Source organism: Natrinema limicola JCM 13563 (genome assembly GCF_000337475.1).
In the GTDB taxonomy this organism is placed as follows: domain Archaea; phylum Halobacteriota; class Halobacteria; order Halobacteriales; family Natrialbaceae; genus Natrinema; species Natrinema limicola.
Genome location: NZ_AOIT01000016.1, coordinates 40,273 through 58,393, shown reverse-complemented (window position 1 = coordinate 58,393; position 18,121 = coordinate 40,273). Strand labels below are relative to the sequence as shown.

At 63.2% G+C, this 18,121-nt stretch carries 17 protein-coding genes; 10 read left to right on the top strand and 7 right to left on the bottom strand.

All coding sequences use genetic code 11. The features are described 5' to 3' along the window. Window positions 1-16: 16 nt before the first annotated feature. Window positions 17-1,324, bottom strand: a complete 1,308-nt coding sequence (locus C476_RS02065) for an acetamidase/formamidase family protein (RefSeq protein ID WP_008009370.1) — start codon at window positions 1,322-1,324, stop codon at window positions 17-19. Between the two features lie 123 nt (window positions 1,325-1,447). Between C476_RS02065 and C476_RS18825 the strand changes: the two genes are divergently transcribed. Beyond that, window positions 1,448-1,618 carry a DUF7576 family protein gene (locus C476_RS18825; RefSeq protein ID WP_008009368.1) on the top strand — a complete coding sequence of 57 codons (171 nt, stop codon included), beginning with the start codon at window positions 1,448-1,450 and terminating at the stop codon, window positions 1,616-1,618. A 59-nt stretch (window positions 1,619-1,677) separates the two neighbouring features. Here C476_RS18825 and C476_RS02060 read toward each other — a convergent pair whose 3' ends face one another. Beyond that, window positions 1,678-2,637 (bottom strand): formyltetrahydrofolate deformylase, encoded by a 960-nt coding sequence (locus tag C476_RS02060; RefSeq protein WP_008009366.1) that lies wholly within the window; start codon window positions 2,635-2,637, stop codon window positions 1,678-1,680. Window positions 2,638-2,975: 338 nt separating this feature from the next. Here C476_RS02060 and purS point away from each other — a divergent pair, with 338 nt between their 5' ends. Next, entirely contained in the window at window positions 2,976-3,227 is a 252-nt protein-coding gene (gene purS / locus C476_RS02055) for a phosphoribosylformylglycinamidine synthase subunit PurS (protein WP_008009364.1), read from the top strand. After that, window positions 3,228-3,908 (top strand): phosphoribosylformylglycinamidine synthase I, encoded by a 681-nt coding sequence (gene purQ, locus C476_RS02050; protein WP_008009363.1) that lies wholly within the window; start codon window positions 3,228-3,230, stop codon window positions 3,906-3,908. 31 nt (window positions 3,909-3,939) lie between these two features. Here purQ and C476_RS02045 read toward each other — a convergent pair whose 3' ends face one another. Together C476_RS02045 and C476_RS02040 are read right to left on the bottom strand one after the other, a co-directional pair. Then, window positions 3,940-4,155, bottom strand: coding sequence for a hypothetical protein (locus C476_RS02045; protein ID WP_008009360.1), 216 nt, complete (start codon window positions 4,153-4,155; stop codon window positions 3,940-3,942). Between the two features lie 58 nt (window positions 4,156-4,213). Beyond that, a complete protein-coding gene (locus C476_RS02040; protein WP_008009357.1) occupies window positions 4,214-5,314 on the bottom strand; it encodes an archaeosine biosynthesis radical SAM protein RaSEA in 1,101 nt (366 codons plus the stop codon). 135 nt (window positions 5,315-5,449) lie between these two features. Here C476_RS02040 and tgtA point away from each other — a divergent pair, with 135 nt between their 5' ends. The 5 genes from tgtA (at window position 5,450) to C476_RS02015 (ending at window position 10,980) form a co-directional block, all read left to right on the top strand. Further along, complete coding sequence (gene tgtA / locus C476_RS02035; RefSeq protein ID WP_008009355.1) at window positions 5,450-6,925, top strand: tRNA guanosine(15) transglycosylase TgtA; 1,476 nt, start codon at window positions 5,450-5,452, stop codon at window positions 6,923-6,925. Between the two features lie 57 nt (window positions 6,926-6,982). Next, complete coding sequence (locus C476_RS02030) at window positions 6,983-7,345, top strand: TRAM domain-containing protein (RefSeq protein ID WP_008009353.1); 363 nt, start codon at window positions 6,983-6,985, stop codon at window positions 7,343-7,345. A gap of 77 nt (window positions 7,346-7,422) precedes the next feature. Continuing rightward, complete coding sequence (locus C476_RS02025) at window positions 7,423-9,360, top strand: NosD domain-containing protein (protein WP_008009351.1); 1,938 nt, start codon at window positions 7,423-7,425, stop codon at window positions 9,358-9,360. Continuing rightward, window positions 9,353-10,090, top strand: coding sequence for an ABC transporter ATP-binding protein (locus tag C476_RS02020; RefSeq protein WP_008009349.1), 738 nt, complete (start codon window positions 9,353-9,355; stop codon window positions 10,088-10,090). The genes C476_RS02025 and C476_RS02020 overlap by 8 nt, the downstream gene beginning before the upstream one ends. Continuing rightward, window positions 10,087-10,980 (top strand): ABC transporter permease, encoded by an 894-nt coding sequence (locus C476_RS02015; protein ID WP_008009348.1) that lies wholly within the window; start codon window positions 10,087-10,089, stop codon window positions 10,978-10,980. The genes C476_RS02020 and C476_RS02015 overlap by 4 nt, the downstream gene beginning before the upstream one ends. 167 nt (window positions 10,981-11,147) lie before the next feature. Here the strand turns inward: C476_RS02015 and C476_RS02010 are convergent, their stop codons facing one another. Continuing rightward, window positions 11,148-11,768 (bottom strand): nitrous oxide reductase accessory protein NosL, encoded by a 621-nt coding sequence (locus tag C476_RS02010; protein WP_008009346.1) that lies wholly within the window; start codon window positions 11,766-11,768, stop codon window positions 11,148-11,150. A 311-nt stretch (window positions 11,769-12,079) separates the two neighbouring features. On the opposite strand from C476_RS02010, the gene arcS reads away from it, so the two are divergent. Further along, window positions 12,080-13,831, top strand: a complete 1,752-nt coding sequence (arcS, locus tag C476_RS02005; RefSeq protein ID WP_008009343.1) for an archaeosine synthase subunit alpha — start codon at window positions 12,080-12,082, stop codon at window positions 13,829-13,831. Window positions 13,832-14,160: 329 nt separating this feature from the next. Continuing rightward, window positions 14,161-14,763 carry an HdeD family acid-resistance protein gene (locus tag C476_RS02000; RefSeq protein WP_008009339.1) on the top strand — a complete coding sequence of 201 codons (603 nt, stop codon included), beginning with the start codon at window positions 14,161-14,163 and terminating at the stop codon, window positions 14,761-14,763. A gap of 58 nt (window positions 14,764-14,821) precedes the next feature. Here C476_RS02000 and C476_RS01995 read toward each other — a convergent pair whose 3' ends face one another. Together C476_RS01995 and C476_RS01990 are read right to left on the bottom strand one after the other, a co-directional pair. Beyond that, window positions 14,822-16,510, bottom strand: coding sequence for a bacterio-opsin activator domain-containing protein (locus tag C476_RS01995; protein WP_008009337.1), 1,689 nt, complete (start codon window positions 16,508-16,510; stop codon window positions 14,822-14,824). Continuing rightward, the gene (locus tag C476_RS01990) at window positions 16,507-16,971 is read right to left on the bottom strand and encodes a response regulator (protein ID WP_008009336.1); all 465 of its coding nucleotides are present in this window, start codon (window positions 16,969-16,971) and stop codon (window positions 16,507-16,509) included. Before C476_RS01990 ends, C476_RS01995 begins: the two co-directional genes overlap by 4 nt. Window positions 16,972-18,121: the final 1,150 nt, after the last annotated feature.

Here is an 18,121-nt window from a genome sequence, read left to right as displayed (position 1 = left end):
CGGCGAACCGGCGAGCCTAGAGCCCGTACTGGTCGCGGACCAGGTGGTCGATACCGCGCTCCTCGAGCACGGCCAGCGGCGCAAGCATGTCGAGTTGCACGACGCCGGGGAGCCGTCCGATCTGGACGCCGCCGGTGAACGTACACCGCGAGCGGACCTCGCCCTCGCTCATGTCGAGCAGGTCGGTCGCCCGGTCGAAGGCGTTCTGCGTGGCGTCGTTGACCGTCGCGCCGGAGCCGACCACCTGGATCGGTCCCATGTCTTCTTCCACGTCGACGCCGTGTTCCGCGCCGAGATCGCGGCCGGCGTCGCGTTCGTCGTCGCTGTAGGGTTTGCTGATGAAGGGCAGGTCCTCCTCGGGAGGGAGCAGGATCGGCCCGTCGAGCTCGAGGCCCTCGATGACTTCGACGTCCATTCGCACCGTGCCGCTGATGTCGGTCGTGTGCAAGGAGAGTTCGCCGTCGCCCTGGTTTGCGTGGAGGTCGCCGACGTAGATCCCCGCGCCGTCGACCTTGACGGGACAGATGAGTGTCGCGCCTGGCCGGACCTGCGGGATGTCCATGTGGCCGTCGGTGCGTGCCTCGAGGTCGGCCTCGTCTGCGAGGCCGTAGTCGTGGTCGGCTCCGATGAGGAACTGGCCGAAGTCGCCGGCGTTGTGTGAGTCGGGCATCGTGACCGGTGGTGTGGTCCCGATGTTTCCGATAAAGGGGCGCAGCCGTCCCAGCGTGCCGGGCATTTCGCCAGGTTCGTACAGCAGGATGGGGTGCTGGCGGGAGTTCTCGGGGATGTCCATCACTTCGGCGGCGTCTTCGGCGAGGTCGTGTGCGCCGTCCTCGTCGAGGGTGATTCCGACGGTGTGGTCGTCGTCGAAGGCAACAGTGTAGCCGTACTCGAAGCCGAAGGAAGACGCGTTTGCGCCGCATTCAGCGCACCTGATCGCGTCCTCACCGGTGCCCTCGACGATCGAGTCGGGCCACTCGGTGCCACACTCGGGACAGCGGTGGTCGACGAACGGATCGTCGCCGAAGGCGTCCTCGCGTTCGGCCATCGAGCCCGTACTCGTGGCCATGCTCGTGACCGTCATGTCCCGGATGTGGATCGCGACGGCGTCACCGACCGATGCCCCCTCAACGCGTACCGGACGAGTGACTTCGTGGCCCCCGTGAAACTCGGGTGTAATCATCGGCCCCCAGCAGCCCGGTGGCGTATACGTCTCGATCGTCCCGCCGTCCGCGACGGTACCCGCCCACTCCTGATCCGGCCCAACGAGGCCGAGCGTGTACTGATCGACGGATAGTTCCTCTTGAACTTCTTGTTGTGCCATACCAACCCATAGTTCGACATTGACGGCGATAAGGCTGCTGCCCACTTTCCACACGCCTCGAGTCACGACCGAGTGTCCGATAAATAGGGTCGTTCAAGTGGGGATCATCCCATCTGTCAGCCGATGATCGACTCGCTCGAGGAGGAGCCACCCGAGTGTCGACAGTGTGGGTGGTCAGTGGAGCCGTCGTCCGAACGGCGCGTCGTGACGACCATCGAAGACGGGGCTGTCGTATATCGTCACTTCTGTAGCGACGAGTGTCTCGAGTGCTGGGAATCGGCGGCGTCGGACTGAGACCGGTTGCTGTCACTGTGCCATAGCAGCAAACCGAACACCAAAACGTGGTACAGCAATCAGTGGTCCTCAGCAACCGCACTGCCGATGCCGTCAATCGGCCGGTCAGGCGTGAACTCCTCGAGTTCGTCGGGGAGACCGAGCTGATACTCGGTGCCGTTCTCTCGAACCGAGGTTCGGCCGCGGTGGACCGACACATCGCCGTTCAAGTGTAGTTGGACGGCCTCGAGTAAGGCGTCGGCCTCGAGTGGCTGGCCGCGGCGTTTCATCTCATCTACGTCGGCGTCGTCGGGGACGTCGAACGCGCGCTGGGTGATGATCGGCCCCTGATCTAAGTCAGTCGTGACGTAGTGGGCAGTGACGCCGGCGACTCGAACGCCTTCCTCGATCGCCTGTCGATAGGCCTCCGCACCCGGGAACGCCGGCAGCAGGGAGGGGTGGATGTTGATGATGCGATCCTCGTAGCGAAAGACCACGTTGGGGCTGAGAATGCGCATGTACCGCGCGAGGACGATCAGGTCGACGTCGTACTCCTCGAGGAGCGCGAGGAGTTCGTCCTCGTTTTGTTGGCCGTTCTCGTTGCCGATGTCGTGGAACGGCACGTCGTAGTGTTCGGCAAGCGGCTGGAGATCGTCGTGGTTGCCGATGACCACGCCGATGTCCGCACCGAGTTCGTCGTTAGCCCAGGCCTCGAACAGCGCCTCGAGACCGTGACTCTCTTTCGTCACGAGGACGGCGATCTGCTGATGCTCGCGATCGGAAGGGAACCGAACCTGTACGTCGAGGCCGAGGTCGTCCCCGAGGTCGTGGAGGTCCGACCGAAGCGTCCCTTCGGTACAGACCATCTCTGAAGTGTCGACGGCCAGATACATCCGGAAGACGCCGTCGCGAACCGCCTGATCGAGGTCTTCGATGTTGACCCCGCGCTCGAACAGGAGGCTCGTCACACGGGCGATGAGCCCGGTATCATCGTCTCCGATCACCGTGATTTCGGTTACGTCGGTCGTCAACGCTGCCACCTCCGCTCGAGCGAATGTCGGGTCATCACGACGGATCAAGTCCACGAACGGCTAAAAGTCCTGCTTTCCGTGGAGACGAGTGAGAAACGCCCGCATTCTCACGTCAGCTGATCGATTATGACCTGAATCGAGGCACCGAGGCAGCCTTTCGGCGGTCAGCTTGCGGTCAAACGCCGTCGCGCAGGCGTCGCCGATCGGCGCGAGCCGGTGGCCGACCGTCGATTGGATCACGAGACAGAGACAGGCCTTCCACCGGTGTCCGAGCACCAGTATCCACGAACGTGCATTACGGAGCCAAGGCGAAAGCGTTTTTGAGCACGGTTACGGGGTATCAGGTAATGACCGCCTACACCGCGACGGTGACGGTTCGACTCAAACATGGCGTGCTGGACCCCGAGGCCGAGACGACGAAGCGAGCCTTAGAACGGCTCGGCTTCGAACTCGAGGCGCTGCGATCGGCCGACCGCTTCGAGGTCGACCTCGAGGCCGACTCCGCGGACGACGCGCGCGAGCGTGCCGACGAGATGGCCGAACGGCTGCTGGCGAACCCGACCATTCACGACTACGACGTGGAGGTCGCTGAACGGTAGATGACCGTCGCAATCATTCGCTTTGGCGGCTCGAACTGCGACCGCGACGCCGAACGCGCCCTCGAGTACCTCGACATCGACGCTGAAATCGTCTGGCACGAAGACGGCCTCCCCGAGGAGACGACGGGAATCGTGCTTCCCGGCGGGTTCTCCTACGGCGACTACCTCCGCGGCGGGGCGATGGCGGCCCGCTCGCCGATCATGGCGGAGGTCCGCGAGGCCGCGGCCGACGGCGTGCCCGTCCTCGGCGTCTGCAACGGTGCCCAGATCGGCTGCGAGTCCGATCTCACCGAGGGCGCGTTTACGACCAACGAAAGCGCGCGCTTCCAGTGTGAGCACGTCTACCTGCGTGTCGAACGCGACGACACGCCCTGGACCGAAGCGTACGACGAGGGGGACGTCATCGAGGTTCCGATCGCCCACGGGGAAGGCCGCTACGAGATCAGCGACGACCGACTGGCCGAACTCGAGGACGACGACCGCGTGCTCTTTCGCTACTGTGACGAGAACGGCGAGACGAGTCCCGAGGCGAACCCGAACGGTTCGAAACACGACATCGCCGGCATCCTCGGCGACCGCGACTCCGTCGCCGTGTTGATGCCCCACCCAGAACGTGTGACCTTGCCCGATGTCGGCTCGACCGACGGCCAGGGCGTACTCCGCGGCTTCGAGTCGGCGTAACGGAACAGCGACCGCTGTAACAGCGCTTTTCCTACCGCTCTCGAGCGAGACGACCACCGGTGAGTCTGCTCACAGCGACGCTACCGACCCCCCACTCGTAGACCCACCAGCTCGCACCGAGGAGCATGAGCCCCGCGCCGAACGCGGAGGTTGCGGGTTCGGGGAAAACGAACAGGACGAACCCGACGAGGACCAACAGCGTAGGCTCGAGTTCGTTGAGATAGTTCCACAGCGACGGGCGTGCCATGGCCGCCAGTTCCCGACCGAGCGCAAAATGCGTGGCCCCCCGTCGGCTGCCGTCTGCCTTATCGGGTCAGCGGCTGGTTAAAACTCCGCTCGCGCTCGAGGACTGTCTCCCAGGTCAGTTCACACTCACAAGACACCTGCTCGAAGACCGACGGGTCCTGCCGCAGGTCGAAGTCCTTGATCGCCTTCTGGACGAGATCGTCACACTCCCCGCAGTTGTGCGGCCCGCGATCGGAGCCGTGGCCGACCGGGTCCGAGACGACGATTGCGTCGACGTCGGCCGTTTCCTCTAAGACGTGGGCGACCGACCAGAGCCACGGCGGCCGGTAGCCGTCGTTGAAGTAGAGTTCGTCGACCATCGTGTAGCGCTGGACGTTACACGGGTTCATCGAGACGGTGTGACAGCCCTCGACGTCGGCACAGCGCTCGATCGACGAGATCATGTCGTCGACGGCTTCTGACTCGGTGAGAAACGGCGGCTTCATCAGCAGATAGGCCTTGATCCCCGTATCGGCATCGTCGCCTGCCGCATCGTCGGCAGCCGCGGCTTCGGCGCAGGCGTCCTCGAAGTCCGCGAAGTCGAAGTACTTGTTCACGCAGTCGTGGCGCACCCGGTCGGTCGCCGTCTCGAGGCCGATCGCGACGTCGGTGTCGAGCCCGTGTTGGGTGAAGTCGGCGATCTTCTCGCGGTCGACGAAGTCGGGCAGCGACTCGACGACCATGCGGTCGCGGTCGGCGAAAGTGTCGGCGATCGCCCGGCGGCTTTCGGCACCGACCTCGCGCTCGTCTAAAAAGGAGCCGGAGGTGTAGATCTTGATGAGGTCGGCCGGCTCGTCGCCGTTCTCGGCCTCGTGCTCGAGACAGACGTCGATCTGGTTCATCAGCGCCTCGTGGCTGACAGAGCCACCGTCGACACTTTCGGCGACGTAGCCACACATCGTACAGCCGCCGGCGCGGGCCCACCGGCAGCCGCCGGTGTTGAGAATGATCGTCAGACTCGTCTTGACGCCGTCGGGGGTGTTGTCCTCGTCGAGCCAGACGCGAGTCGGCTCGTGGGGATCGTAGCTGGCCTCCTTGCGCGAGCGGATCTCGCGCATGACCTTGTTGTGGGCGTCCATGCCCTTGCCCTGCTCGTAGACGTCGGGCGTGGGTTTGCTCATTAGGAGACGCAAGCGGGCCAGCGCGTAAAGCGCCTTCGTCTCCCCTCGTGTCGACGTTCAGGGGATCGCCAGTAACTCGCGTTCGGCGGGTCGAAAACCGTCACGTCTTACGTCCGACCGCCCAACGGCAACGCAATGCGTGAGTGCTTCGAAATCCGGGATACCGACGCCGGCGGGCGGATCGGCGAACTCTCCGTCCCCCGTGCCGACGTCACCGTCGAAACCCCGGCGCTGTTGCCGGTAATCAACCCGAATCTGGACACGATCAGCCCCCGCCGGCTCGCCGACGAGTTCGGTGCCGAGATCCTCATCACGAACTCCTATATCATCCACGGCGACGACGACCTCCGTGAACGCGCCCTCGCGGACGGACTCCACGACATGCTGGATTTCCCGGGCGCGATCATGACCGACTCGGGCTCCTTCCAACTCTCCGAGTATGGCGAGATCACCGTGACGACCGAGGAGATTCTCGAGTTCCAACACGAGATCGGCTCCGACATCGCGACACCCGTCGACATTCCAACCCCGCCGGACGTCCCCCGCGAGCAGGCCGAACGGGAACTCGAGACCACCCAGGAGCGACTCGAGATCGCCGAGGACGTCGACACGGGCGAGATGCTCGTCAGCGCGCCAGTGCAAGGCTCGACGTATCCCGACCTCCGTGAGCGAGCGGGCCGCCACGCGGAAGGGACCGACCTCGACGTCTTCCCGGTCGGCGCAGTCGTCCCGCTGATGAACGACTACCGCTACGACGACGTGGTCGATGTCGTCGCCGCTGCCAAACGCGGCCTGGGAGCCGATGCACCCGTCCACCTCTTCGGTGCCGGCCATCCCATGATGTTCGCGCTCGCGGTCGCGATGGGTTGTGACCTGTTTGATTCGGCGGCCTACGCGCTCTACGCCCGCGACGACCGGTATCTGACGGTTCGGGGCACCCAAGCGCTCGAGGAGATCGACTACTTCCCCTGTTCGTGTGCCGTCTGTACGGACCACTCGCCTGACGACCTTCGCGCGCTGCCCGACGACGAACGCGAGTCGGAACTGGCCGCCCACAACCTTCACGTCACGTTCGCCGAGATCCGCCGGATCAAGCAGGCGATCCGCGCCGGCAACCTCCTGGAACTCGTCGAACAGCGCGCTCGCGCCCACCCGACGATGCTCGACGGCTATCGAACCCTGCTCGATCACGCCGCCCAACTCGAGCACTCGGACCCCGTCTCGAAGGGCTCGTTTTTCTACACCTCCCACGAGAGCGCGCGCCGACCGGAAGTCGTGCGCCATCACGACCGCCTCGAGCGGCTGTCGGTGCCGGACTCCCTGCTGCTGACTGAGGGGGACGCGCCGCGTGGCGACGAGTACGACGATTCCTGGCGCGTCGAACCGCCCTTTGGCCCCTTCCCGCGGGCGCTCTCGAAGAGCTATCCGCTGACCGCCGAGGTTCCAGATCGGACGGATCGCGCCGCTCTCGCGGCCGCGGCCGATGGCGTCGCCCGACTCGTCGACGTGAATCCGGACGCCGACATCACGCTCGCTCACGACGGGTGGCCCGCGGCTATCCTCGAGCGCGTCCCCGACGACGTTGCGCTGGTCGATCTCACTGCGGCGTAGTGCGACCCGTCATCCCGGATCGGAACACCGAATAGCGAGGCGTCGACCGATTGGGGTATGCTCGATCCCGGCCCCGAAACGCTTGCTGTTAGTGCGTTCGTCGCCCTCCTGATTGGCTCGTGGCTGTTCACCCGCGTCCGCGGTGGCTCCGCGGGAGAGCGACAGTCCCGGAAACGTCACCAGGAAGCTCAACAACGTGAGCCGCCAGTCGACATCGGCGACGTCGAGACGGTCGCGATCCGCGAGTTCACCGATCACCACTCCGGCGAGCGCCGGGCGGTCGGCAAGATCGAGGGATTCGTCGTCTTCGTCGAGGATGTCCCCGACAGTTGTGCGGTGACGGACGTGATCAGGATCAAGATCCTCTCGTTCAATCGTGGCCACACGTCCGCGACGGCGACGTACCTCGAGTCGGCGTAGCGACTGTCAGCACAGTTGACAGTCGGTTCGAGGAATAAACCAGACGATATATTTCCCGTGGAAGCGAACGGGCGACCGTGATCGACCGCTCTCTTAGCACCGTTTTTCTGGGTCTTCTCCTCGTCGTTGCGCTCGGTGCTGTCGGGCTGTTCGTTGTCGACGTGGGATCGACCTCGCCGGATCCCGTCGCCTTCGACGATACGGTGACCGTCGGACTCACCCTCGAGTCCGAGTACGCACTCTCCGACGAGGTCGACCTCCCGCGCGCACAGGTCTTCTATTCGCAGTATCAGTACGTCGTCGGCTACTACGGCGTCGAGACGTTCGTCGATCAGCAGCGCCAGCCCGCACACGAACAGCGGTTTGGCTATCCGCTGACGGTCTACGTTTCCGACTACAGCGAGACCGGTGTCGAACTCAACGAGAACGGCTACCCGGTCCCCGAGTCGACGCCCAGGTGGACCGACGCCGAGACGGCATCGTTCGTCATTGGCAGTGAGGCACAAACGCCGGCCGGTGACACCGTCGTCCCCTTCGGGGATCGCGAAGACGCACAGGCGTTTGCCGACGAGTACGGCGGCACCGTCCACGACTGGGAGTCGGTCCTCGAGCAATCGTTCGACCGCGACGACGCGGCAGTCGCCCGTGACCGCGTGACCGACCGGCAGCAACAGGCGGACGCACGGATCGACAACACGTCCGGACAGCTCGATCGGCCGACCTCGATCGTCGTCGGCGAAGACACAGACTCCGTTCAGGACGCGATCGATCAGGCACCGGCGAACACGACAGTCGTCGTTCCCGAGGGTACGTACGAGGAGAAAATCGAAATCGACCAACCGATCACGCTCGCTGGCGAGGGGAACGTGACGCTTCGCGGTGACGGAAACGGCTCCGTCGTCACCGTCACCGGCGAGCGAGTCGCGGTTCGCGGGGTCGACATTACCGGTGTCGGCAACGTGACACGAGAGGCCGGCGACCTCCCCGTCGACATCAACGAGGAGTCGTGGGACGCCTCCTTCCTGCAGTACTACGCCGGAACTGACGCCGGAATCTCGGCGTACAACGCCACCGACCTCCGGATCGAGAACGTCAGTATCGACACACCGGCAAGCGGCATCATCGTCTATGAGAGTGACGACGCCGTCATCAGAAACGTGACGGTGTCGGGTCCGGACGATCCCATGTCTGGTCTCGCCGGCGTCCTGTTGTTCCAGTCGCCGACCGTCATCGAAGACTCGACGTTCACGGGCGGACGAAACGGCATCTATCTCTATCGCTCGCCGGAGACGATCGTCCGCTCGAACACGATCGAGGATAACTTCCTCGGTACCCATCTGATGCATACCGGCGATAGCCTTATGACGGACAACGACCTCCGCGGACAGGCAGACACGGGCATCGTCATCATGACCGGACCGGAGCGCAACGCCGTCGTCGGAAACACGGTCCGTGACGCGGCAGACGCCCTCAGTCCGGGCGGCAGCGCGAACTACGTCGCGAACAACATCGCCGAAGGAAACGACCTCGGACTCCGCATCGCCTCGACGTCGTCGATCTACGAACACAACGTCATCGCCGGCAACGACGTGGGCGCGGAGGCAAGCGCCATGTTACCGACGAACCGCGTCGTCAACAACGACTTCGTCGGCAACGACGTCCACGCTACCGCGATGTCCGGTCCGCTCCGCATCTGGAGCCATAGCGGCAATGGCAACTACTGGCAGGGAGCCGCCGGTATCGCGAACGGCGACCAGTCCGACATGTCATACTCACCGACTGATCCCACCGACAGCCGACTCCACCGCACCGACGGGACACCGACGCTCGCCCGAGCACCCGCACTCAAAGCCCTCGCCGGACTCGAGGGGTCGGTCCCCGGCATGCGAACCGGGAGCATCGTCGACCGAGCACCGAGTTGCGAACCGAACAACCCCGACCTGCTCTCCCAGACCGAGTGGGAAGACGAAGCCTGGACCTGCTACGAACTGACGCGGACGACGAGCAATGACTGATACGACACCCCTTCTCGAGGCGACCGGTATCGACCACGACTACGGGACGGTCTCCGTACTCCGAGACGTCTCTGTGACCATCGAATGCGGCCGGGTAACGGCCCTGATCGGCCCAAACGGGGCCGGCAAGTCGACGCTGATTCGCGACCTCGCCGGCCTCCACGAGCCGACGGCAGGGACGATCACCTACAACGGCCCCGACACCGCACGGGAGATCGGCTATCTCCCTCAGCATCCGGCGTTTCGGCCCGGCTTTACTGCACTCGAAACGCTGCAATTCTACGCGTCACTCGTCGGCGACGACGAGACCGACGCGATGGCCCAACTCGAGCGGGTTGGCCTCGAGAACGCAGCCGACCGACCGGTCGAAGCCCTCTCCGGCGGGATGACTCGGTTGCTCGGCATCGCACAGGCGACGATCGGCGACCCACCGATCGTCATCTTAGACGAGCCGGGCAGCGGGCTCGATCCGAGCATGGGGTTGCACGTCTTCGACGTCGCTGCCGATCTCGCCGACGAGGGGATCGCGGTCCTGTTGAGCTCTCACGACTTAGAGCTCGTCGAGCAGGTCGCCGACGACCTGCTGATCCTCGCCGACGGCCGCGTCGCCGAACAAGGATCGATCGCCGACGTTCGGGCTCGAGTGGGTGGCAGCTCCCTGCGACAAGTGTACGAGCACGCCGTCGGCGGCCACCGCGATACCGTGCAGGTCGTGGGTGATCACGCATGAGCGGCGACGTGAACACGCCGAGTGACTCCACCCGCGACCGGCCCACCGAACAGTTCGGTCGCTCGCAGTCGACCGCACCCGGCCCGAGACACATCCTCAGGACGATCATCGGACGGGAACTCCGGACGCTCGTCCGGACGCGGACGTTTTTCATCCTCACGCTCGCCTTTGCCGCCGTCGTACTCGGGATTAGCTCGGTCAGCGGGAGCGTCCAGGGCGGATACGTCCCGACGCTGGTCGACCTGCTTACCCCACTCGAGTTGCTCGTTCCGGTCGTCGCTATCGCGTTTGGCTATCGCGCGATCCTCGGCGACGCAGAGCGTGGCGAACTCGACGTCCTGAAGACGTATCCCGTCTCGAGTCGTGAGATCGTTGCCGGCGTCTACGTCGGGCGAGCGATCGGTCTGCTCACTGCGATCGTGGCTCCGCTCGTCGTCACCGTGCTACTCGTCTTCGTCGCTGAAGAGGAGGGGCGGACCCTCTATGCGTCACACTCCGGCGTCGATTCGCCGATCCTGTTCGGTCGGTTCATCGTCCTGACGATCCTCTTTGCGTTGACGGTCCTCGCTATCGCGATCGCGATTTCGGCCGTCGTCAGTGGGACACGGAGTGCGATCGCGCTGTCAGTCGTCGCGCTCGTCGTCTTGCTTGTCGGGTTCGATCTGGCGCTCGTCTACGGGTTTTCGGCTGGATCGATCGGCGACGGCAGCCTCGTATATGCGCTTGCGCTCAGTCCGCTGAGCGCATACCGAGGGCTCGTCTTCGAGAGTGCGATCGTCGTCGCGTCAGGGACCGGGCCGGCAGCCGCATCACCGATCGCGAGTCTCGTGAGCCTCGTCGTCTGGACGGCCACGTCGCTGGGGATCGCGACGTGGGTCCTGAACCGCTAGACGGCCATCAGAGACGTATTAGCGTTTCCGGAGCGAATAAAAACGTTCACATACCGATCGCACAGCAGCCGTGCGATCGGGTGTGCCTCGACGTTCGGTACTAGTCTATCGAAACCAGAACGGTGTTGGAGTATCGAACGCGATCGATCAGAAGCAAGCGGCCGCGCTTACATCCCTCCGGACATCATCGAACTGACGAGTTCCTGCGTAATTTCGCTGTGCTCGTAGATGTCGCCACCGTATTCGGACTGGAACTCGTTGGCCTGGTCTGCGTCACTGAACGGAACGATAGACTCACCCATCGCTCCCTTGACATCACTGTTTGCGACCATCGTGAGTTCCGTCACGTCGCCGAACGCGTCGGCCTCGAGATGGCGGGAAATGGTAGTTTGAGCAGTGCTTGTGTCGACCTCGTACTCAACGGCCGAATAGTCCGTCAAGTGGCTTACTTGCGGTTCGGACTCGTGATTGAACGTGAACATGTACGTACAGAGTGAGCTACAGAACTGTGCCGGGCGGTCTTCGTCAAGTTCCTCAAGTGCTGTCGGATCCTCGTAGTGGGACTGGCCGGCGGGTCCGTCATAGTTCCCGATGATCATCCCGCACTGATCACACTCTTTCCCTTCGTCGATACTGATCGGATCGGGGACCGACTCGGACCCGTCACCGTTCCCACTCCCACCGAAACACCCGGCAAGCGTTGCGAGAGAGGCAGCACCCACGCCGCCCAAGACCGTTCGACGGGTGATACGTCGGTCGTCATCTGCACCGACAGTTGGGACGTTCATACGGGGCGTTGGCTAGCGACCAATAAACAAGATGTGGTCCAATTCCCGAAATAACAGTAACCGAGAATACTCGTCCAGTTTGACTGCCGGTGTCGCTGTTCTCCGATACCGTCATCCGGCCAGCTGTTAGCGCTATAGGGGCCGCTGAATTTTGAACGGCCATAACGGTTAATATCCCAAGTTTTTCTATTAGATTCTAGTTCGGACTATCAGTGATCGATAGAGACACGGGCATGGTAGTCAATAGCTTTCCGGATCGAGTCCTCACGTGCGATCGACAACCTCTTTCGCCCGCCACGGTCATATCGAGTATGACCGACTATTTCGAAGTACACGAGCGCGATGGGGCCGCGCGCGTGGGCGAACTCCGTCTGTCCTCGCCACGATCGACGCCCGCACTCGTCGACGATGTCCTCGAAGACGGGGGCTCGCTCTGGAGGCAGTCCCGCGAGATTCCCGACGGCGACGAGTCGACACTGACCATCCTTCCCCACCGGGCGTTCCCCGGCGGGACCGCCATGGAGGTCCAGGAATCCTTCGCTGTCGACGTCCCCGACGTCGACTACCCGAGCGTCGCCGTCGTCTCGAGCGAGCACGTCGACGACCACGGCACGGACGCCTATGCCCTCTCGAACGTTCAGTCGGTGATGGGCCACGGCGCGGCACTCGTCGAGGCCGTCGTCGACGTTCGCGAGGCGATCCCCGCCGACACTGCCCTGCTGTTCTCCGGCGTCGCGACGCCGCGAAACGTCGCGCTGCTGGCCTATGCCGGTGTCGACCTCTTCGACGCGACTGCAGCGGTCGTCAAAGGAACCGAAGGCCGCTATCTCACGACCGACGAGGCGTACTTCCTCGAGGATCTCGACGAACTGCCCTGCTCGTGTCCAACCTGCCAACAGCCTCGCGAGGAGTTTACCCGCGAGGATTGTGCCGAACACAACCGAAACGCTCTCGAAGCCGAATTAGCGATCGTCCGTCGGCGGATCCGGGACGGTCGACTTCGGGATTACATCGAGGGGCAGGCACGTCACGACCAGTGGCTCACTGCCGCGATGCGCGAACTCGACTCGCAGTGGGGCTATCTCGAGGAACGAACGCCGATTCTGCGGGACGCCCAGATCGACGCGGCGACCGAGGACACGCTTCGCCGGGTCGAGATCCAGCGCTTTGCCGACCGGGTGACGACGCGGTATCGCAACCGGTTCGACAATCCGCTCGTGCTCGTGCCCTGTTCGGCTACCAAGCCCTACAGCGAGTCCCAGAGCCACCGCCAGTTCCACGACGTCATCCAGTGGCGCGGTCACCTCGTCTCGATGACCAGCCCCATCGGCGTCGTCCCGCAGGAACTCGAGACGACCTATCCCGCCCAACACTACGACACCGTGGTAACGGGTCGCTGGTCGGAAGACGAAAAGCAGTTCGTCAGCGAAGTCCTCCGGCGCTATCTCGAGCGCAACGAGTACCCGAAGATCATCGCCCACGTTCCCGACGAGGGCTACCGCGACATCGTCGAGCGCGTCGAGAAACGACTCGATCTCGACGTCACGTACACCGTCGACGAGCACCCGACCGACGACCAGTCGCTTGCGAACCTTTCCGAGGCGCTGTCGGGGGAACTCAAGTATTCCAAACGCGAGCGCGAGCACAACACCGTCCGTGCCATCGCTGACTACCTGCTCGGTGACGGCGCTGGCGATGCCCTCTTCGTGGACATCCAGACCACGAGCCGGTACCCGAAGATTCAGGTTCGAGACAGCGAGGACACCCAGCTCGCGACGATGGTGCCCCAGTATGGCACACTGTCATTTACGCTCGAGGGTGCAAAGCGTTGGCTCGCAAGCGATGCGCCGGTCAAGCGCGTCGAGATCGATGGCTTCGTCCCCCACGGCAGCGTGCTCGCGCCGGGGGTCGTCGACGCCGACGAGGAGATCCGCGTCGGCGACGAGGTGATCGTCGAGGGACCGAAGGCCTTCGCCGTCGGCCGCGCCGAGATGTTCGGCCGCGAAATGGCCGAGAGCACGCGCGGGATCGCCTGCGAGATTCGCCACGTCGAAGAGCAGTAACCGACTCGAGTGTGATCGATCCCCGACCTCGCTTGCAGTCTCAGCGACCGGGACACGACTTGAGCAGGTGCTCGTGATAGACAGCCGCCGGCACTCGCTCGCCACAGAGGTCACACGTGCGATAGTCGTCGCGATCGTCTGTCACGGCTCGAGGTATCACACCCGTCGGGATAGTCGCCGTGGTTCGACGACCACCGAGTTCGATTGTTGTGAGTCGATCTGCTGTCGCCGTTCGTCCCCGTTTCGGACTGGTCTGTGCCCGTGAGCTACTGTCAAACCGTAGAATTGTGTTATATACACACACGACGTACGTAGTAGTGGTGAATATAATGAGCAGTGAAACAGCAGACACCACGTACGCCGAGGGGGTCTCCCTCGAGAACGACTGGCGGCCGCTCGCGATCGCGGGTGGGATCGTCGGGCTGATCGGCCTCCTCGCGATTGCCGCTCCGGTCGTCACCGGGCTCTCGGTATCGATCGTGCTCGGCGCACTTCTCGTCGTCGGCGGGGTCGTCCACGGCGTTCACGCGTTCACGGCACGCGGGTGGCGTGGCTCGCTCTGGCAGGTCACGCTTGCGATCGTCTCGGTACTCGCCGGGCTGGCCGTCCTCGCAGCGCCCGCTGTCGCGCTCGTTACCCTGACGCTGGTGCTCGTGGCGTACCTCTTCGTCGACGGTATCGTCGAACTGGGGATGGCGCTGTGGATGGGATCGGCCCCGGGACGGCTCTCGATCGCCGTCAGCGGCGTTATCTCGCTGGTCCTCGCTGGCCTCCTCTGGGCCGGCTTCCCGGCCACGGCAGCCTGGGCGATCGGGCTGCTCGTGGGCGTAAGTCTTCTCGTGACCGGCTTCTCGATGGTCTCCGTCGCGATGGCGTCCCGGCCAGTCGAAGACGTGACCCCGCCCGCGACCGAACCTCGCGGTGCAGCGTAAACAGACTCCTCGTTTTTAAAACGCGCTCGAGCGAAGCTAGCGACCGCGACGCCGACCACTACTCGCCGAACACCGATTCGAAGAACTTCCGCTCGGCTGTCCGGAGGTGCTGGTTGAACGTCGCCGGTGCGATGCCCAACCGATCGGCGATTTCCTCGCCAGTGCTCTCTCGGGGCCAGTCGAAGTAGCCACCGAAGTAGGCCGTCTCGATTGCGGCCCGCTGTTTCTCGGTGAGTTCGTCCTCGAGAACGGACACTGTATGGGTCTCGCCGCGTTCGCTCCGTTCGGTCGTCCGCTGGGCGAGGTAGGTAACGTCGTCACGCCGGTCTTTGATGAGTTCGATCATCTGGCGCGTGTCTCGGCCGCGCGGGAGTTCGACGATGAATCGAAACTCTCCATCGTCGATCGTCGCTCCAGCGACGCGGCCGCCATGGGTCGCAATCGTCTCGAACAGGGAGACAGCCGTCGGTGCAACGAGTTCGAACTCGAATTCGTCGCGTCTGCTTGTCAGGATTCGGATGTCGCTGATGCCGTCGGTTCGCTCGACAGCATCGATAAACGCATCGTGGGAGACGTCCCGTGCCGAACCGAACGCCAGAAGCGCCTCGTCACCACTGATCAGTTGCTCGAGCGTGATCGTACAGCCTTCGGAGACCGATAGTTCGACCAGGGGTTCGGCGAGTGCTTCGACGCGAAACTCGAGTTCGATGACGGCGTCGCTGACTAAGGCATCCCGGCGCTCGATGGCAGTAATTGCGTGCGCGATGACGTCGCCGATACGGACGAGAACAGCCGTTTCGGGTTCCCTGAACGCACGTGATGATGAAGAGTAGATACACAAGACGCCATAGACGAGGTCTTCGTAAACGATCGGGACCGCTGCCGACGAGAGATAGCCACGGGCGTGTGCCTGCGTTCGCCACGGCTCGAATTTGGGATCGGTTCGAGCGTCGTTCATCACCTGAACCTGCTCAGTTCGAATCGCCGTGCCCGCTGGCCCCTGTCCGCTCTTTTTGTTTTCGTCAACGGTGACCTCGATCTCGTCGAGGTAGCCGTCTTCGACGCCGGCCGCCGCCTTCGGGGAGACGCGGTCGCTGCCCGGGTTGACCTCGCCGATCCACGCGAACCGGTAGGCGTCGGATTCGGCCAGTCGGTCACAGACCTGTTGTTCGAGTTCCGCGCGCGTCTCAGTCGTGATCACCGCGTGGGTAATATCGTGGCCGATTCGGTTCAGCCGGTTGAGCGCCTCGAGTTGCTCGCGCTGCTGACGGCGGTCCCGCTGTTGGCGGGCCCGCTCGATCGCGTGGTGGATCGTCCGAATCAGGAGTTCACTCGTCACCTCGTCTTTGACGAGGAAATCCTGGGCACCGCGCTGGATCGCCTTGACGCCGATCTGCTGATCGCGGACGCCGGTCAGGACGACGATCGGCGTCTCCGATACTTCATGGGTCGTCTCGAGTGTCGACAGTCCCTCGCTGTCAGGGAGATTGAGATCGAGAAGAACGATGTCGATGTGTTCGTCCGCGAGGGTCTCGAGGGCCTCTTCGAGGCGCGTCTCGCATGAAATTTCGGGTGTCCGCCCGGACACCTCGCCAAGACGAACCCGCTTTGCGAGTTCGTCGGTCTCGTGGAGCATCTCCTGAATGAGGCGGGCGTCACCAGGATTGTCCTCGATCAGGAGGACCTGAAGCGCCTCGTCTGCCGCTGCGTTCGTCTCCTCGCTGGGTTGGGTATTCGTTTCGCTCATGAGGTCTCTTCCGCCGGTGGTAACCGGACAACCGAGAACCAGAACTGCTCGAAGGCACGGACCGTCTGGCTGAACTCGTCGGGATCGACTGGCTTCGTCAGATACGCGTTGGCGTGGCGTTCATAGGATCTGGCGATGTCTTCGTCGGCGCTCGAACTCGTCAGGACGATCACCGGGATCGACCGGAGTGTGGGATCGTCTTTGAGTTCCTCGAGGACGTTTTCGCCGTCTTTCCCCGGCAGATTGAGATCAAGTAAAACGAGATCCGGACGTGGTACGTCGGTGTACTCACCGTCCCGTGAGAGAAACGAAAGTGCCTCACTCCCATCGGAAACGACATGCAGGTCGGTTTCGATCTGCCCCTGTTCGAATGCCTCCGTGGTCAGGCGGACATCGCCAGGATTGTCTTCGACCAACAGGATCTGTGCTGGCTCCGCCTGAAACGTGTGTGACTCACTCATCGGTTACGTGTTCCGTCGCGATTGCACTGGCGATGTGGATCGGTGTCGAGCACCCGTTATCGTCCGTGTCGAGGGCCACCAGCAATACGCAAAGGCGTTGCTCAGTCCAGTTCGGCGTCGACGCTGTCTATACCGTTGTCCCATTCTGCGCCGTCCCGCTTTGCTCTCTCGCGCACGCACTAGTTCGTTCATTGTGTGTCTGTGCTATCAGTTGGCCATCACTGAGACTGTGCGTCGGGCCCCTATTTCCGATGGGTCACTCGCCCTCAAGCACCGTCCACGACAGCTCGAGGGGGCCGACTGCGAAATCGTGCCGGACCCGTGTCGGGTCGTGTGCACTGACGACGGTATCAGTTAGTGGTGACTGCCATACTACAATCCAGAACGTCCGCGGACGGTGTAAACCTGCCGACGAAATCTCTGTTTTTCCAACCGATTTTTCTCAATCAGTCGTTTCTTTAAATTGATGCCAGATTCGTAAACAAGACGACGGGCAAACGCAACGACCAGTTCAGGAGCCGTATACAGTCGAGTTAGCCCGATCCCTCCCGTCGCTCCAGAAAGCGAGACGTCTCTCGAGGGCTGTGCCCGCATTCAGTCGACAGAGTACCAATTCGATATATCAACATTAGGTTTACACTCATCTAAAACGAGTTGCTGCTCTCGAGGAGCGACAGAGTGATCACCCCGATACCGTGGGTCGATAGCGCGAACCGGGCGACAGTCCCAGCGATGGGCCGTACCGAGAGTGACACACTGATGCAGGGCCATCGTGCAATCAAGTGTGTACTGCCTGATTGCGAAGCAGACGCGATCGCACAGTCCCGAATCCCAACGCCGTGGCGACCGGACGAGATACGCCACTCAGCCATCGACGTCGCAGCGACTTCTGGCGACGTGACGCTCACACCGCGAAACCGCACCACAGCAGGACGGGCACCTGTGACGTTCGACGATTGCTGACGAATGGGAATCACAGGCAGCCGAACCGACAGTAGGGTGGATGGCCAGGCAGTCGGTGCAGCCACACGTACGAGTATCGGTCCTCTGCGATTGGTGCCAAACGCCGTGCCACAGCTCAGCACGACATACTCGAGTGCCCGATCCGACGGTCGATCAGAAATATGACTCGAGTGGGACGAAGTACGTG

Bases quoted from the DNA above. Each gene is read 5' to 3' on its own strand.
- C476_RS02065 (WP_008009370.1), bottom strand. From the start codon at position 1,324: ATGGCACAACAAGAAGTTCAAGAGGAACTATCCGTCGATCAGTACACG.
- C476_RS18825 (WP_008009368.1), top strand. From the start codon at position 1,448: ATGATCGACTCGCTCGAGGAGGAGCCACCCGAGTGTCGACAGTGTGGG.
- purS (WP_008009364.1), top strand. From the start codon at position 2,976: ATGACCGCCTACACCGCGACGGTGACGGTTCGACTCAAACATGGCGTG.
- purQ (WP_008009363.1), top strand. From the start codon at position 3,228: ATGACCGTCGCAATCATTCGCTTTGGCGGCTCGAACTGCGACCGCGAC.
- C476_RS02045 (WP_008009360.1), bottom strand. From the start codon at position 4,155: ATGGCACGCCCGTCGCTGTGGAACTATCTCAACGAACTCGAGCCTACG.
- C476_RS02040 (WP_008009357.1), bottom strand. From the start codon at position 5,314: ATGAGCAAACCCACGCCCGACGTCTACGAGCAGGGCAAGGGCATGGAC.
- tgtA (WP_008009355.1), top strand. From the start codon at position 5,450: ATGCGTGAGTGCTTCGAAATCCGGGATACCGACGCCGGCGGGCGGATC.
- C476_RS02030 (WP_008009353.1), top strand. From the start codon at position 6,983: ATGCTCGATCCCGGCCCCGAAACGCTTGCTGTTAGTGCGTTCGTCGCC.
- C476_RS02020 (WP_008009349.1), top strand. From the start codon at position 9,353: ATGACTGATACGACACCCCTTCTCGAGGCGACCGGTATCGACCACGAC.
- C476_RS02015 (WP_008009348.1), top strand. From the start codon at position 10,087: ATGAGCGGCGACGTGAACACGCCGAGTGACTCCACCCGCGACCGGCCC.
- C476_RS02010 (WP_008009346.1), bottom strand. From the start codon at position 11,768: ATGAACGTCCCAACTGTCGGTGCAGATGACGACCGACGTATCACCCGT.
- arcS (WP_008009343.1), top strand. From the start codon at position 12,080: ATGACCGACTATTTCGAAGTACACGAGCGCGATGGGGCCGCGCGCGTG.
- C476_RS02000 (WP_008009339.1), top strand. From the start codon at position 14,161: ATGAGCAGTGAAACAGCAGACACCACGTACGCCGAGGGGGTCTCCCTC.
- C476_RS01995 (WP_008009337.1), bottom strand. From the start codon at position 16,510: ATGAGCGAAACGAATACCCAACCCAGCGAGGAGACGAACGCAGCGGCA.
- C476_RS01990 (WP_008009336.1), bottom strand. From the start codon at position 16,971: ATGAGTGAGTCACACACGTTTCAGGCGGAGCCAGCACAGATCCTGTTG.